General features: G+C 49.3%; 12 protein-coding genes. 11 read left to right on the top strand and 1 reads right to left on the bottom strand.

What is annotated here, in order from left to right:
* Window positions 1-72: 72 nt before the first annotated feature.
* The 11 genes from FO447_RS00465 (at window position 73) to FO447_RS00415 (ending at window position 14,504) form a co-directional block, all read left to right on the top strand.
* Window positions 73-1,014 (top strand): serine O-acetyltransferase, encoded by a 942-nt coding sequence (locus FO447_RS00465; RefSeq protein WP_117694464.1) that lies wholly within the window; start codon window positions 73-75, stop codon window positions 1,012-1,014.
* Window positions 998-2,578, top strand: coding sequence for a THUMP domain-containing class I SAM-dependent RNA methyltransferase (locus FO447_RS00460; protein WP_118080967.1), 1,581 nt, complete (start codon window positions 998-1,000; stop codon window positions 2,576-2,578). Before FO447_RS00465 ends, FO447_RS00460 begins: the two co-directional genes overlap by 17 nt.
* A gap of 69 nt (window positions 2,579-2,647) precedes the next feature.
* On the top strand, window positions 2,648-4,942 hold the full coding sequence (locus FO447_RS00455; RefSeq protein WP_437181816.1) for a DPP IV N-terminal domain-containing protein: 2,295 nt from the start codon (window positions 2,648-2,650) through the stop codon (window positions 4,940-4,942).
* A gap of 75 nt (window positions 4,943-5,017) precedes the next feature.
* The gene (gene purD / locus FO447_RS00450) at window positions 5,018-6,286 is read left to right on the top strand and encodes a phosphoribosylamine--glycine ligase (protein WP_118080963.1); all 1,269 of its coding nucleotides are present in this window, start codon (window positions 5,018-5,020) and stop codon (window positions 6,284-6,286) included.
* Window positions 6,287-6,305: 19 nt separating this feature from the next.
* The gene (locus tag FO447_RS00445) at window positions 6,306-7,253 is read left to right on the top strand and encodes a hypothetical protein (protein WP_200757198.1); all 948 of its coding nucleotides are present in this window, start codon (window positions 6,306-6,308) and stop codon (window positions 7,251-7,253) included.
* Window positions 7,250-7,702: a YqaA family protein gene (locus FO447_RS00440; RefSeq protein WP_118063560.1), complete on the top strand. Its 453-nt coding sequence runs from the start codon at window positions 7,250-7,252 to the stop codon at window positions 7,700-7,702. The genes FO447_RS00445 and FO447_RS00440 overlap by 4 nt, the downstream gene beginning before the upstream one ends.
* 77 nt (window positions 7,703-7,779) lie before the next feature.
* Complete coding sequence (locus FO447_RS00435) at window positions 7,780-8,583, top strand: metal ABC transporter solute-binding protein, Zn/Mn family (RefSeq protein WP_200757197.1); 804 nt, start codon at window positions 7,780-7,782, stop codon at window positions 8,581-8,583.
* 125 nt (window positions 8,584-8,708) lie between these two features.
* A complete protein-coding gene (locus FO447_RS00430) occupies window positions 8,709-9,425 on the top strand; it encodes a metal ABC transporter ATP-binding protein (protein WP_200757194.1) in 717 nt (238 codons plus the stop codon).
* Between the two features lie 167 nt (window positions 9,426-9,592).
* Entirely contained in the window at window positions 9,593-13,027 is a 3,435-nt protein-coding gene (locus FO447_RS00425) for a glycosyltransferase family 117 protein (protein WP_200757193.1), read from the top strand.
* Window positions 13,028-13,100: 73 nt separating this feature from the next.
* A complete protein-coding gene (locus tag FO447_RS00420) occupies window positions 13,101-13,712 on the top strand; it encodes a polysaccharide deacetylase family protein (protein WP_006847742.1) in 612 nt (203 codons plus the stop codon).
* Window positions 13,713-13,760: 48 nt separating this feature from the next.
* On the top strand, window positions 13,761-14,504 hold the full coding sequence (locus FO447_RS00415; protein ID WP_022120806.1) for a hypothetical protein: 744 nt from the start codon (window positions 13,761-13,763) through the stop codon (window positions 14,502-14,504).
* Window positions 14,505-14,514: 10 nt separating this feature from the next.
* Here FO447_RS00415 and FO447_RS00410 read toward each other — a convergent pair whose 3' ends face one another.
* Window positions 14,515-14,709 carry a nucleotidyl transferase AbiEii/AbiGii toxin family protein gene (locus FO447_RS00410; RefSeq protein ID WP_234564021.1) on the bottom strand — a complete coding sequence of 65 codons (195 nt, stop codon included), beginning with the start codon at window positions 14,707-14,709 and terminating at the stop codon, window positions 14,515-14,517.
* Window positions 14,710-14,984 lie beyond the last annotated feature (275 nt).

The following is a 14,984-nucleotide window of genomic DNA, read 5'->3' as shown; positions in this document are numbered from 1 at the left end:
CGTAGCTATTTCTTTGTCATTCAAGAAAATAATCGTATCTTTGCACTCAAATTTTATTGAGACATTAAGAAAATGAGTAAAGATACATTAACTCATCAGCTGACAGAGACCATCGAGGAGCTTTCGAGCGCCGAATCTTTGAAGGGTCTCTTCCATCAGCATCGAGACGGGAATCCACTTCCTTCGGGCAAGGCGCTCGAAGAAATCATCAGTTTGTCCCGTTCTATCCTCTTTCCGGGATATTTCGGCAATTCTTCGGTAAATATCTCAACCATCAAATATCATATTGGAGTAAGAGTAGAGAAACTCTATGAGATGCTGTCAGAGCAGATTCTCGCCGGTCTCTGCTTCGCCAACGACTGCGAAACGGAAACCCAGGCTGAACTGCAGCACCAGCGTGCCAAGGCAGGCGTGATTGCAGCCAAGGCAATCATGGAATTCCCGAGACTTCGCAAGATTCTGGCTACCGATGTAGAGGCTGCCTACGAGGGCGACCCGGCTGCCATGAGCCACGGAGAAATCATCTCCTGCTACCCGGTCATCAAGGCGATTACCAACTACCGCATCGCTCACGTGCTGCACGAACTGGGAGTGCCGCTCATTCCGAGAATGATGACTGAGCTGGCGCATTCGGAAACCGGTATTGACATCAACCCGGAGGCTACCATCGGCAAGCACTTCACCATCGACCACGGTACGGGTGTGGTGATTGGAGCTACCTGCATCATCGGCGACAATGTGAAACTCTACCAGGGTGTAACCCTCGGAGCCAAGAGTTTCCCTCTCGATAAGGACGGCAATCCTATCAAGGGAATCCCTCGCCACCCTATCCTCGAAAATGATGTCATCGTCTACGCCAATGCCACCATCCTCGGTCGCATCACCATCGGAGAAGGCTGCGTAGTGGGAGCCAACGTATGGGTTACCAAGGATATGAAACCGAAAACAAAGAAATATAAAAAAGAAAAACAAAGTTTATTAGATATAGAATTCAATAATGGAACAGGAATTTGAACTCATTGCCAAGACCTTCATGGGCCTCGAGCCTGTCTTGGCTGAAGAGCTCACCCAGTTGGGTGCCAATAATGTACAGATCGGTCGCCGCATGGTGTCTTTCACAGGCGACAAGGAAATGATGTATCGTGCTAACTTCCAGTTGCACACAGCCATCCGTATCTTAAAGCCTATCAAGCACTTCAAGGCTAGAAGCGCTGAAGAGGTATATGATCAGATCCAGAAGATCAAGTGGGATGACATCTTAGACGTGAAGAAGACTTTCTCTGTTGACTCAGTAGTCTACTCAGAGGAGTTCCGCAACTCACGCTTCGTAACCTACAAGGTAAAGGATGCGATTGTTGACTGGTTCCGCGAGAAGCAGGGTACACGTCCAAATATCAGCGTATCTAACCCGGATATCCGTCTCAACATCCACATTGCAGAAGACAATGCCACCTTGAGTCTCGATTCGAGTGGTGAGAGTCTGCACCGCCGTGGCTACCGCCAGGAGCAGGTAGAGGCTCCTCTGAACGAGGTTCTCGCTGCAGGTATGATTCTGATGACTGGCTGGAAGGGCGAATGCGATTTCATCGACCCGATGTGTGGTTCAGGTACCATCGCCATCGAAGCTGCCCTCATCGCCCGCAACATCTCTCCAGGTGTATTCCGCAAGGAGTTTGCCTTCGAGAAATGGAACGATTTCGACCAGGATCTCTTCGACATAATCTATAACGACGACTCTCAAGAGCGTGAGTTCGAGCACCACATCTACGGATATGATGTAGATATGAAGGCGGTGAACACAGCCAACCTCAACGTGCGTGCTGCCGGACTGAGCAAGGATATCACCATCGCCCAGCAGGACTTCAAGGACTTCACCCAGCCTGCCGAGAAGAGCATCATCGTGATGAACCCTCCATACGGCGAGCGCATCTCTACCCCTAACCTTCTGAACACCTACAAGATGATAGGTGAGCGCTTCAAGAAGGCTTTTGCCGGCAACGAGGCTTGGGTATTGAGCTACCGCGAGGAGTGCTTCGAGCAGATTGGTCTGAAACCATCTATCAAGATTCCTGTATTCAACGGAAGCTTGGAGTGCGAATTCCGCAAGTATGTGATGTTCGACGGCAAGATGAAGGACTTCCGTTCTGAAGGCGGTATTGTGAAGACTGAGCGCGAGAAGAGCGAGATGGCTCAGAAGCACCGTTTCAAGAAGGAGCGTGAATTCAAGAAGCGTGTAAGCGAGGAGACAGAAAACGAGGAGGACGATATCCGTTCTTTCAAGTTCCATACTCACCGTCTGGAAGACTTCGAGAAGAAGCGTGCTGAGTTCCATAAGGGCGGCCGTTCACGTATCGGTGGCGGTCGACGCAATGATGACGACGATGACAAGCGTGGCAGCCGTAGCTTCAAGGGCGACCGCAAGGGTGGCCGTGACTTCGGTGGCAAGCGCGACGGAAAGCGTTTCGAGAAAGGCGACAAGCGTGGTGGCTTCAAAGGCGACAAACGTGGTAGCCGTGATTTCGGAGGCAAGCGCGGAGGCAAGAAGAACTTCAGCGTTGACTTCGACGACGAGGATTAAAAAGACATACTACCCATACGTCGTGTTTCACGACGCATGGGTGGTAAACCCGATAAAGTAAAGAATATAATGAATCTGAAGAATTCAATTTATAAATTATCTTTTGCTGCTATGATCATGATGGCTATGAATGCAACCGACTTACAGGCTCAGGGCGTGGTTCCTGCTCAGAAAGGCGAGAAAACCTTTACATTGGAAGACCTGAACTTCGGCGGCAACAACTATCGTAACATGGTAGCTAAGAACCGCTGGTGCACCTGGTGGGGCAATGAACTCGTTCGCCAGGATGTGGATGCCTGCTATCTCGTCAACAAGACGACAGGCAAGGAGACCAGACTCTTCGGCATCAATGACATCAACCAGTGGATTGCTCCTACCAAAGACATCAAGGTAAGAGCCCTCTACAATGCTCTCTTCCCTTTTGCAGGCAAGAACATCGTGATGGTAAGCAACGGCAGCAAGACTTATACCGTAGACTTCAAGAAGCATAAGCTGCTGAGCGAGATGGATTTTGCTGACGGCGAGAACCTCCTGGAGGCCAACGCCCAGCAGAACGCCTTCGCCTATCTGAAGGGCAGCAACCTCTATGTGCGTACCTTCGATGTAACCAGCAACACCCTGACAAAAGAGAAGAAATCTCACGATTTCCAGCTCTCAAAGGACGGAAGCCGCGAAATTGTTTATGGACAGAGTGTTCACCGCGATGAGTTCGGTATCAGCAAGGGAACCTTCTGGAGTCCGAACGGCGAACTGCTCGCCTTCTATCGCATGGACCAGAGTATGGTAACCGACTATCCGCAGGTCGACATCCCGGAAATCGGTTTCAACCATCCTGAAACACAGAGTTGCATTGCTACTCCTGCACCAGACAAGTATCCGATGACTGGCGAGACATCACACAAGGTAACCGTAGGCGTGTTCGACTGCATGACCGGCAAGACCGTCTATCTGAAAGCTGGCGATCCAACCGACCGCTACTTCACCAACATCGCATGGAGTCCGGACAGCAAGACCATCTATATGTTCGAACTGAACCGCGACCAGAACGACTGCCGTCTGACTGCCTACAATGCAGAAACCGGCGAGAAGACAGGCGAACTCTATCGCGAGACCGATGAGAAATATGTAGAACCATGTCATCCTATCCAGTTCCTGCCTTGGGACAGCAACAGCTTTATCATGCAGAGCCGCAAGGATGGCTACAACCACCTCTATCTCTGCACCCTGGGCAAGCACGGAAGCCGCATGGCAAGCAACACGGAATCGCTCGAAATCAAGCAGTTGACTTCCGGCAAATGGGAAGTGATGGAAGTGCTCGGTTTCAACAGCAAGCGCAAGAGTATCATCATCGCATCCAACGAGAAATCGCCTATCCAGAGAAACATCTTTGCCGTAGATACAAAAACCGGCAAACGTACGCTGGTAGATGATTGCGGCAAGGGATGGCACAGCGCCACTTTGAGCGAGAACGGACAGTATGTCTTCGACAACTACTCTACTCCTACCGTGCCTCGCAAGATTGCCCTCGTGAATACCGAGAACGGCAAGCGCACCGCTTACTTCACAGCCGAGAACCCTTGGAAGGGCTACAATGTGCCTGAGTACAGCTGCGGTACCATCAAGGCTGCCGATGGCGAAACAGACCTCTACTGGAGAATGGTGAAGCCGGTAAACTTCGATCCAAACAAGAAGTATCCTACCATTATATATGTATATGGTGGACCTCATGCCCACAACGTAGATGCCCGCTGGAACTACTCTAGCCGTGGTTGGGAAACCTACATGGCAGAAAAGGGCTATCTGCTCTTCATCCTCGACAACCGTGGAAGCGAGAACCGTGGCAAGGCTTTCGAGCAGGCTACCTTCCGTCAGCTCGGACAGATTGAGATGCAAGACCAGATGAAGGGCGTGGAATATCTGAAGACGCTTCCTTACGTAGATGCTGACAAGATTGGCGTTCACGGCTGGAGCTTCGGCGGATTCATGACCATCTCGCTGATGACCAACCACCCTGATGTGTTCAAGGTAGGCGTAGCAGGCGGTCCGGTAATCGACTGGCACTGGTACGAGGTGATGTATGGCGAGCGCTATATGGACACCCCACAGACCAACCCAGAGGGTTACAAGAAGACCTCCCTGCTCTATCAGGCAAAGAACCTGAAGGGCAAGCTGCAGATTATCCAGGGCTTGAACGATGTGACCGTAGTGCCACAGCACTGCCTCACCTTCCTCAAGGCTTGCATCGCAGCAGGCACCCAGCCAGACTTCTTCGTCTATCCTGGCGAGCCTCACAACATGAGAGGTCATCAGAGCACTCATCTGCATGAGCGCATCAGCAATTATTTCTTCGATTATCTCAAGTAAATATCTAGGAGTAAACATCCCCCCGAAAAGGGGAGTTTACTTCTACATCAAATAACAAACAATAACTTACAGCAAATGAAAATTTTATTGTTAGGAGGCGGTGGCCGCGAGCACGCCTTAGCATGGAAAATCGCTCAGAGCGAGAAGTGTGAGAAACTCTTCATCGCTCCAGGTAATGCCGGTACTCAGAATGTCGGCGAGAACGTAGATATCAAGGCAGACGACTTTGAGGCGCTCAAGAACTTCACAGTAGAAAATGGCGTTGATATGGTGGTAGTTGGTCCGGAAGACCCATTGGTAAAGGGTGTTTACGATGACTTCAAGAACGATCCTCGCACCCAGAACATCCCTGTCATCGGTCCATCAAAGGCTGGCGCCGTATTGGAAGGCAGCAAGGACTTCGCCAAGAAGTTCATGAAGCGCCACAACATCCCTACTGCCCAGTATGAGACTTTCGACGGCGAGCACGTAGAGGAAGGCTTGAAATTCCTGGAGACACTGAAGGCTCCTTATGTATTGAAGGCTGACGGTTTGTGCGCCGGTAAGGGCGTTCTCATCCTCCCTACCCTGGAAGAGGCTAAGAAGGAGTTCAAGGAGATGCTCGGCGGTATGTTCGGCAACGCTTCGGCACGCGTAGTCATCGAGGAATTCCTCAGCGGCATTGAGTGCTCTGTATTCGTATTGACTGACGGCAAGAACTACAAGATTCTGCCTGAGGCTAAGGATTACAAGCGCATCGGCGAGCACGATACCGGTCTGAATACCGGTGGTATGGGTAGCGTTACCCCTGTACCATTCGCTACCAAGGAGTGGATGCAGAAGGTTGAAGAGCGCATCATCCGTCCTACAGTAGAGGGACTTGCTGAGGAGAACATCGACTATAAGGGATTCATCTTCTTCGGTCTGATCAACGTTGAAGGCGAACCTATGGTCATCGAGTACAACTGCCGTATGGGTGATCCTGAGACAGAGAGCGTGATGCTCCGTCTGAAGAGCGACATCGTGGATCTCTTCGAGGGTGTAGCAGCAGGCGACTTGGACAAGCGCAGCATCGAGTTTGACGAGCGTGCAGCAGTCTGCGTAATGCTCGTAAGCGGCGGTTATCCAGAGGCTTACAAGAAGGGTTATCCTATCCAGGGCATCGACGATGTAGAAGGTTCGGTAGTATTCCACTCCGGTACAGCTATGAAGGATGGTCAGGTAGTAACCAACGGTGGTCGTGTCATCTGCGTAAGCAGCTACGGCAAGGACAAGGAAGAAGCCTTGAAGAAGAGCTTTGCTGAGGCACAGAAGATCCAGTTCACCGACAAGTACTTCCGTTCTGATATCGGACAGGACCTTTAGTTTTTTAATGTTGAATTAGATGTTAAGAAAGAAAACTTTTCAAAATAAAGTAGCGGCTAGCCGCTACTCTTTACCTATTACTGCAACCCTTGCCACGCTGGTTTGGGTTGCAGTAGGTTTATTGGTATCCAATATCTGGGTAGAATTTGCTTTCACAGCCATGTCTACCCTGCTGATGGTGGAACTGAACAACCGTAATGCCCTGATGCGTACCTACAGCCGAATGGTATCCTGCAGTTTTCTGGCATTAATGACGATGACAGGACTCCCCCAACTCTCTTTAAAAAGCAGTATTGTGACGATGTGTTTCATCGCCTTTTATCTCATTATCTGGAATTGCTATCAGGATAAACGCTCTACAGGCTGGACTTTCTACGCCTTTGCCTGCATCGGTCTGGCATCGATGGTTTTCGTGCAGATAGGCTATTTCATGCCTATACTGTGGATCATGATGATGGTGTTTACCCTCTCGTTTAGCGTAAAGACATTCTTTGCATCCCTGGTTGGTCTCATCGTGCCCTATTGGTTTGCAGCCGGTTATTTCTTCTATACCGACAACATACAGGGTCTGGCTGACCACTTCTGCGAATTCATCAACTACAGCGAACTCTTTGATTATTCGCAGGTTACCGACCATCAGGTACTGAACCTGAGTTTCGTTATCCTGCTCACCATCATCGGTTCCATCCACTTCATACGCACCAGCTACGGCGATAAGATACGCACCCGCATGATCTACGAAACGTTTATCATGATATCGGTTGCCTGCATCATCTTCATCGTCCTCCAACCTCGACATATACAGGAACTGGGCGGCATCCTGATTGTGAATACAGCACCGCTTATCGCCCATTTCATCACATTCACCAGAGGTAAGTTTACCAACATCTCCTTCATCCTGCTGCTCATCATGCTGGTACTTATCATGGCTTACAACATACTCGTACCAGAGAGCATATTATTATGAGTTGGATTATCAGTTTCTTAATCGACTGGGGCTATTGGGGCATGCTTGCTGCAGCTTTTCTGGCAGGTTCTTTCTTCCCATTCAGCAGCGAGGCAGTAATGGCAGGCTTGCAGGCAGCTGGACTAGAGCCTCTCCCCCTCGTTATCTACGGTAGCATCGGCAATGTGCTTGGTTCCATGTTCAACTACGGTGTGGGCAGAATGGGTAAGATGGAATGGATAGAGAAATACCTGCATGTGAAGAAAAAAAGTCTGGATAAGGCTGAACGTTTCATGGCAGGCAGAGGCGCCTGGATGGGATTCTTCGCCTTTCTCCCACTATTGGGAAGTGCCATCACCATCGTTTTAGGCTTGACAAGAGCCAATATTCCGATTTCGATACTCAGTATCACCATCGGAAAAGTACTAAGATATGTTTTATTGGTCTATGGACTGAGTTTTATCGTTTAATTATGAAGAGATTTTTATACCTTATTATAATATGCGCCCTAATGGTTGGCTGCAAAAGCAACCAGCAAAAGGCTGGCATGGCTGAAAGTAATGCCAAGCCTACTGTAACCGTTACCATCCCTCCCTACAAGTTTTTCGTTGATAAGATTGCCGGAGATAAGGTGGATGTCAACGTGATGGTATCCAACGGCAACAATCCAGAAACTTACGAGCCTTATGCCCAGCAGATGATGGAACTCTCCAGGAGTGCTCTCTATCTGAAAGTAGGAAGCATCGGTTTCGAACAGACCTGGATGAAGAAGCTACAGGACAACGCTCCTGACATGAAGGTGATAGATACCTCCGTGGGCATCAAGCCTGCCAAGACTCCGGGTGGCAACATCGACCCACACGTATGGATGAGTTGCAAAAACGCCCGCATCATAGCCAGCAACATCCTCAAGGCGCTCTGCGAACTGGAGCCGAAGAACAAGGCTTTCTTCGAGAAGAACTATCAGTCGCTGCTCAGCATCATTGACAAGAGAGACAGCACCATCAAGGAGAGCTTCAAAAAGGACCCAGACCTGGTACGCAAGTTTGTGATCTACCACCCTATCCTCACCTACTTTGCCCGTGACTACCAGCTGGAGCAGCTTGCCATAGAGGAAGAAGGCAGGGAGCCTAGTGCCTCCCAGCTGAAGAGCCTCATAGAGAGAGCCAGAAAAGAAAAGATCAAGTTCTGCCTGATACAGGCAGAATTTGCCAACCGCAACACCACAACCTTCATCAAGGAGAGCCACACCAAACCAATGGATATCAACCCATTGCAGGGAGACTGGAACTGGGCGATGCAGGAAGCGGCAGCAGCGGTACAAGGCAAGAAAATCGTTGTTGGGAAGTAAGCTCCACACGCCCTGAAAGGGCAGAAGCTCCTAGCCCAGGGCATCGCCCTGGGTATAATAGCAGTTAACAAGGCGCCCTGTAAGGGCAAAAGCTTTGTTAAAACAACAACTAATCATAAAGTTCAATGTTCAAAGTTCAAAGTTCAAAGTTAATAGAGATAGAGCATCTTTCTGCTGGCTATGAAGGCAAGGAGGTGCTCCACGATATCAACCTCACCGTCTGCAAAGACGATTATCTTGGCATCATCGGTCCCAACGGTGGTGGCAAGACAACTCTCATGCGCCTCATCCTGGGACTGATGAACCCCACAGACGGCAGCATCCGCTTTTATAAAGACGGAGAGGAAGTTAGGGAAATCAGTATGGGATATCTGCCCCAATACAACCATCTCGACAAACAGTTTCCTATCTCCGTTTATGAAGTGGTACTCTCAGGACTCAGCAAGACCAAAAGTCTCTTTTCGAGATACACCCAGGCACAGCACCAGCAGGTACTCGACTGTCTGGAACAGATGCAGCTCACAGAGTTGAAAGACCGCCATATCGCAGCCTTGAGCGGCGGACAGTTGCAGCGAGTCCTCCTCGCCCGCGCCATTGTTTCGAAACCCGATGTAGTGATACTGGATGAGCCCAACACCTACATCGACCGCCGTTTCCAGAAGCAGATGTACGAGATGCTGGAACAGATCAACCGGGAGTGCGCCATTATCATCGTAAACCATGATGTAGCCGAAGTGCTTAATAACGTAAAGCACATCGCCTGCGTAAATCATCATCTCCACTACCACGATACGGCAGATATGCCGAGAGAAAAACTGGAAGAGCATTTCTTAAATGTATAGGCTTATTATATAATAATGCCTAAAAAACAGGTGCAAAAATCCATATTATCTCATCTTTTTATTATCTTTGCAACTGGAATGTGCCTTTCTTGAAAGGCGCGGAGAAAGCATTCAGAAACAGAGAAAGCATTCAAAAAGAAATATAATACATTAAAGTTTAAACAATAATGAAACAGTACAGATTAGTGGACAATATCTTCGGATGGGTCGCATTCATCATTGCGGCGTTCACTTATTGTTCCACAATTGAACCGACAGCCAGCTTCTGGGACTGTCCTGAGTTTATTACGACTGCTTACAAGCAGGAGATCGGTCACCCACCTGGGGCACCATTCTTCATGCTTTTAGGCAATTTCTTCACACATTTCGCCAGCGACACTACCCAGGTAGCCAAGATGGTAAATACGATGAGCGCCCTGCTGAGCGCCGTCTGTATCATGTTCCTCTTCTGGACCATCACCCACCTGGCTCGCCGACTCGTTATCAGCGACTGGAAAGAACTGACCACCAGCAAGCTGATTGCCATCGAGGCATCCGGTATGGTGGGCGCACTCATCTACACCTTCAGCGATACCTTCTGGTTCTCTGCTGTCGAGGGTGAGGTTTATGCGTTCTCTTCTGCCTTTACCGCTGTGGTATTCTGGCTGATATTGAAGTGGGAAGACCATGCTGACGAGCCTCATAGCGACCGTTGGCTTGTGCTCATCGCCTATATGACCGGTTTGAGTATCGGTGTCCACCTGCTCAACCTGCTCTGTATCCCAGCCATCGTATTGGTTTATTACTACAAGAAGGTGCCACATGCCAACCTCAAGGGTTCGCTCCTGGCACTGTTCCTTTCATTCCTCGTAGTGGTAGCCGTACTGTATGGTGTGGTTCCAGGCATCATCACCGTAGGCGGCTGGTTCGAGCTGTTCTTTGTCAACACCCTCGGCTGTCCGTTCAATACCGGTGAAATCGTATACATCATCTGTCTTGTAGCCTCTGTCATCTGGGGCATCTACGAGACCTGTAATGCATCAGAGAAGAACGAGAAGAAGCAGAATATCGCCTTCGTTCTCGGTTTCGGCATGCTCGGCATCCCATTCTACGGATATGGCTGGACAGCTGCCATCACCGGCATCATCGTGCTGGTTATCCTCTGGTTTGTACTCGGCTACAAGCGCAAGCAGGAGGTAGTAACAGGCGTTGACGAATCTACTGGCATCGCCAAGAAGAAGATGCAGCTCCTGCCGCTCATCTCAGCACGCGTCAAGAACACAGCCTTGCTCTGCATGCTGATGCTGATGATTGGTTATTCCAGCTACGCACTCATCGTGATCCGTTCTTCTGCCAACCCTCCTATGGACCAGAACTCTCCTGAGGACATCTTTACCCTGGGAAGTTATCTGAGCCGCGACCAGTATGGCGACCGCCCTCTGTTCTATGGCCAGGCTTATACATCACAGGTAGCCCTCGAAGTAGACGGCAACATGTGCAAGCCTGTCATGAAGGAAGGCGCACCGGTTTACCAGCGCAAGGAGAAGGCTTCGGCTGATGAGAAGGACTCTTACTTCGTAGTAAGTCACAAGAATAAGTATATCTATGCCCAGAACATGCTCTTCCCTCGTATGTACAGTTCGGCTCATGCCCAGGCTTACGAAGACTGGATGGGCGGTGTAGAAGGCACAGAGATTCCTTACGACCGCTGCGGAGAGAGTATGATGGTGAAGATGCCGTCACAGTTTGACAACATCCGCTTCTTCCTCTCTTACCAGTGCAACTTCATGTACTGGCGCTACTTCATGTGGAACTTTGCCGGCCGTCAGAACGACATCCAGGGCAATGGTGAGCCAGAGCACGGAAACTGGATTACCGGTTTCTCATTCATCGATGATTCACTCTATGGCGACCAGAGCAAATTGCCAGACGACCTGAAGGAGAACAAGGGCCACAATGTATTCTACTGCATGCCACTGATTCTCGGTCTCATCGGACTTTTCTGGCAGGCTTGGTATACCCGCAAGAAGAAGGTAATGAAGAACGGCAAGGAAGAGGAAGTACTCCTCCCTATCGGTATCCAGCAGTTCTGGATTGTATTCTTCCTTTTCTTCATGACAGGTCTTGCCATCGTCATCTACCTGAATCAGACACCTATGCAGCCACGTGAGCGTGACTATGCTTATGCCGGCTCATTCTATGCATACGCTATCTGGTGCGGTCTCGGCGTACTCGCCATCATCGACATTCTGAAGCGCAAGATGAAGCTCAGCGGTACTGCCGTAACAGCCATCGTAGCAGTCATCACACTTCTCGTACCTATCCAGATGGCATCACAGACCTGGGATGATCACGACCGCTCAAACCGTTACACCTGCCGTGACTTCGGTCAGAACTATCTGATGTCACTCCAGGAGAAGGGCAACCCTATCATCTTTACCAATGGTGATAACGATACCTTCCCACTCTGGTACAACCAGGAGGTAGAAGGCGTAGGAACAGATGCCCGCGTATGTAACCTGAGCTACCTGCAGACCGACTGGTATATCGACCAGATGATGCGTCCTGCATACAACTCACCATCCGTGCCAATCACCTGGCCACGTCTCGACTTCTGTTCAGGTACCAACGAATATGTATCTGTTGAACCTGAGGCAAAGAAGCAGATTCTCGACTTCTACAAGCAAGATCCTGAGAATGCCAAGAAGCAGTTTGGTGCCGAACCGTTCGAGCTCAAGAACATCTTGAAGAACTGGGTACGCAGCAAGAACCCTGACATGCACTTCATCCCTACAGATACCCTCTATGTCACCATCGACAAGGAGGCTGTAAAGAAGAGCGGCATGATGATGGCATCAGATTCTATTCCAGACAAGATGGTCATCTCGCTTGCCGGCAAGAGCGCACTCTACAAGGGCGACCTCATGATGCTCGAAATGCTGGCACAGTGTAACTGGACCCGTCCGCTCTACGTAGCACTCACCGTAGGCGAAGAGAACTATATGAACCTGGGTGACAACTTCATACAGGAGGGACTTGTGAACCGTATCACTCCGTTCACCACCAACAAGCCAGGTGCCAAGAACTTCGATACAGAGAAGGCTTATCACAACATCATGACCCGATTCAAGTTCGGCAACCTGAAGCAGAAGGGACTCTACATCGACGAGACAACCATGCGTATGTGTTATACCCACCGTCGCCTGCTCGCCCAGACAGCCCTCCAGCTCATCGCCGAAGGCAAGAAGCAGAAGGCTATCAACATTCTGAAGAAGGCTGATACCGAGATTCCTGCCTACAATGTTACGCTCGACTACATGAGCGGTGGCTTGGATATGGCTCGCGGCTGGCTGATGACCGGTCAGAAAGCCAAGGGCAAGGAATATATAGAAGCGGTATGGAAGAATGCTTCACAATACCTCAACTACTATCTCTCGCTGCCAAACGACCGTTTCCTCCAGGCAGAGCATGACTGCATCCGTCAGATCATGATCATGCAGAGCATCTGCGAGGCTGCCGGAATGGTGAGTCCACAGTTGGAGCAGAAGTATGAGAAACAGCTCAACAACCTCTACCGTCTCTATCATGGCAGAGGTGGCAGAATGCCGGAAGGCAACCAGTAAAAAATAGAAAAAAGTTTGGTGTCGCGAAACACGACACCAAACTTTTCATTATTCATATAAACCTGTTTTATTCATGTTCATAGAGCAACCAGCCAAATGGCTCAGATGGTTATATCCAAAGGCCATCTGGAGAATGGACAAGAAAGACCATTCTGTCTATCTTACATTTGATGACGGTCCGATTCCAGAGTCAACTCCATTCATCTTAGAGACCCTGAGAAAGTACAATATCAAGGCTACTTTCTTTATGGTAGGCGAGAATGTATTGCGCCATCATGACCTCTACAACCAGATTGTGGCAGAGGGTCATCAGGTAGGCAACCATACATTCAATCATATCGGTGCCTTCAAGCACCGTGTCATCTCCTACGTGCTCAACACCAATAAGGCGAACGATATCATCCATGCCCATCTCTTCCGTCCACCTCACGGCTGGATGCGACCAAGTGAGTATTGGTGGCTGCACCGCACTTACAAGGTCATCATGTGGGATGTGGTGACGCGCGACTATTCCAAATGGATGACGGCAGAAGATGTGGTGAACAATGTGAAGCGATATGCCCGCAATGGCAGCATCATCACCTTCCACGACTCGCTGAAGAGCATTGAAAAGCTGAAGACAGCGCTCCCTCAGGCCATAGAATGGCTCATGGAACAGGGGTATGAATTTAAGACTTTTGAATAAGAAGCTGTTATTCCCAAACAGGAACAGCCCAATAAACACAGACAAGAAATGAGCAAAAGAATCAACAGTTATCAGGCAGTAGCTGCATTTGTAAGAGGTTTCTTTGAAGCTTACGCACGTGGCATCATCGATGCTACCATCGAAGGCAATGACTTCAGCAAGAAGAACGACCCGAAACAGATCAAGCAGATGATGCTGGAGCACTACGGCGAAGTAAACCAATACTTCTTCGACATCATGTTCTCCACCCTCGTACGCCTCAACTACAAGACTGCCGAGGAAGCCAACGAGCGCATGAAGAAGAACTTCGACAGCATGAAACAGGCTGACCCGACCTTTGAGCCAACCATGCTCGACTACTTGCGCATAGCCTGCAAATCGAACCAGCTTTACAAGGCGATGGAGTCTGAATACAAGCGTAACTTCACCTGGCTTCTTCAAGGCAAGTTTACCACTCTTGAAGAGCATGTACGCGATTATACCCACGGCATTCTCATCAGTCTTGCTGACGAGCCGATGGCCATCCATCTCCTGGTCCGCATCATCGTAAAGGCATACGCCGCAGGCTTGAAGTGTGGCAGCAAGGAGGGCGAACAGCACCAGCTCCACATGCCTACCCTTCACGGCATGTTGCTGAACAATGTCAACATCCTGCTCAACGAGACTCCGCTCAAGAGCAGCACCGAAGATCCTGTTGCCCTCTTCAAGGAGGCATGCAAGAATGAAGAAGAAAACATCAATGTTCTTTTCAACACATTAAACGATGCGATGAAAGAACTGGCAGAAGAATAAGAGAAAAGCATCATTGATGACGAGCACAGCACCAGATTCGAGAACCATCCGACTCCATATAGCGTAGAATCTCGTTATTCACTTCTTGGCGAATGGAGAGCATGGATTCTCGGTCGCAATCCACAGTAAAGTCAAGGTCTATATCTACCGAGAGTCTTGGCAGTTGGAAAACGGTGAGATTGATGGCTATACCACCTTTCAGCACAAGAGATTTAGACAGCAAAGGACTGTCATGGAAATAGTTCTGTCATTGTTTCTAATTTTGCACAAAAATATAAAATTTAAATTGTCTATGAGAAAAATCAGAAACTTTTTATGCTGTTTTTATATGTTCTTTCCATCTTAATTGTCCGACTACGGAGGAACAAATCACCGACAGGCAAGTTCTTTTGGGAGTAACCCAAAAGGTTTCGAGTAACTCGAAACATAACTTGCTGTGTCTTTGTGGACACAATGTTTTGAAAAGGCAAAGAAACTGCG

The organism is Segatella copri (assembly GCF_015074785.1).
In the GTDB taxonomy this organism is placed as follows: domain Bacteria; phylum Bacteroidota; class Bacteroidia; order Bacteroidales; family Bacteroidaceae; genus Prevotella.
This window is presented reverse-complemented; position numbering and strand designations above follow the sequence as displayed.

Excerpts from the sequence above, each read along its gene's own strand:
- FO447_RS00455 (WP_437181816.1), top strand. The coding sequence starts at position 2,648 with ATGAATCTGAAGAATTCAATTTATAAATTATCTTTTGCTGCTATGATC.
- FO447_RS00415 (WP_022120806.1), top strand. The coding sequence starts at position 13,761 with ATGAGCAAAAGAATCAACAGTTATCAGGCAGTAGCTGCATTTGTAAGA.
- FO447_RS00460 (WP_118080967.1), top strand. The coding sequence starts at position 998 with ATGGAACAGGAATTTGAACTCATTGCCAAGACCTTCATGGGCCTCGAG.
- FO447_RS00420 (WP_006847742.1), top strand. The coding sequence starts at position 13,101 with ATGTTCATAGAGCAACCAGCCAAATGGCTCAGATGGTTATATCCAAAG.
- FO447_RS00445 (WP_200757198.1), top strand. The coding sequence starts at position 6,306 with ATGTTAAGAAAGAAAACTTTTCAAAATAAAGTAGCGGCTAGCCGCTAC.
- FO447_RS00425 (WP_200757193.1), top strand. The coding sequence starts at position 9,593 with ATGAAACAGTACAGATTAGTGGACAATATCTTCGGATGGGTCGCATTC.
- FO447_RS00465 (WP_117694464.1), top strand. The coding sequence starts at position 73 with ATGAGTAAAGATACATTAACTCATCAGCTGACAGAGACCATCGAGGAG.
- FO447_RS00435 (WP_200757197.1), top strand. The coding sequence starts at position 7,780 with ATGGCTGAAAGTAATGCCAAGCCTACTGTAACCGTTACCATCCCTCCC.
- FO447_RS00430 (WP_200757194.1), top strand. The coding sequence starts at position 8,709 with ATGTTCAAAGTTCAAAGTTCAAAGTTAATAGAGATAGAGCATCTTTCT.
- FO447_RS00440 (WP_118063560.1), top strand. The coding sequence starts at position 7,250 with ATGAGTTGGATTATCAGTTTCTTAATCGACTGGGGCTATTGGGGCATG.
- purD (WP_118080963.1), top strand. The coding sequence starts at position 5,018 with ATGAAAATTTTATTGTTAGGAGGCGGTGGCCGCGAGCACGCCTTAGCA.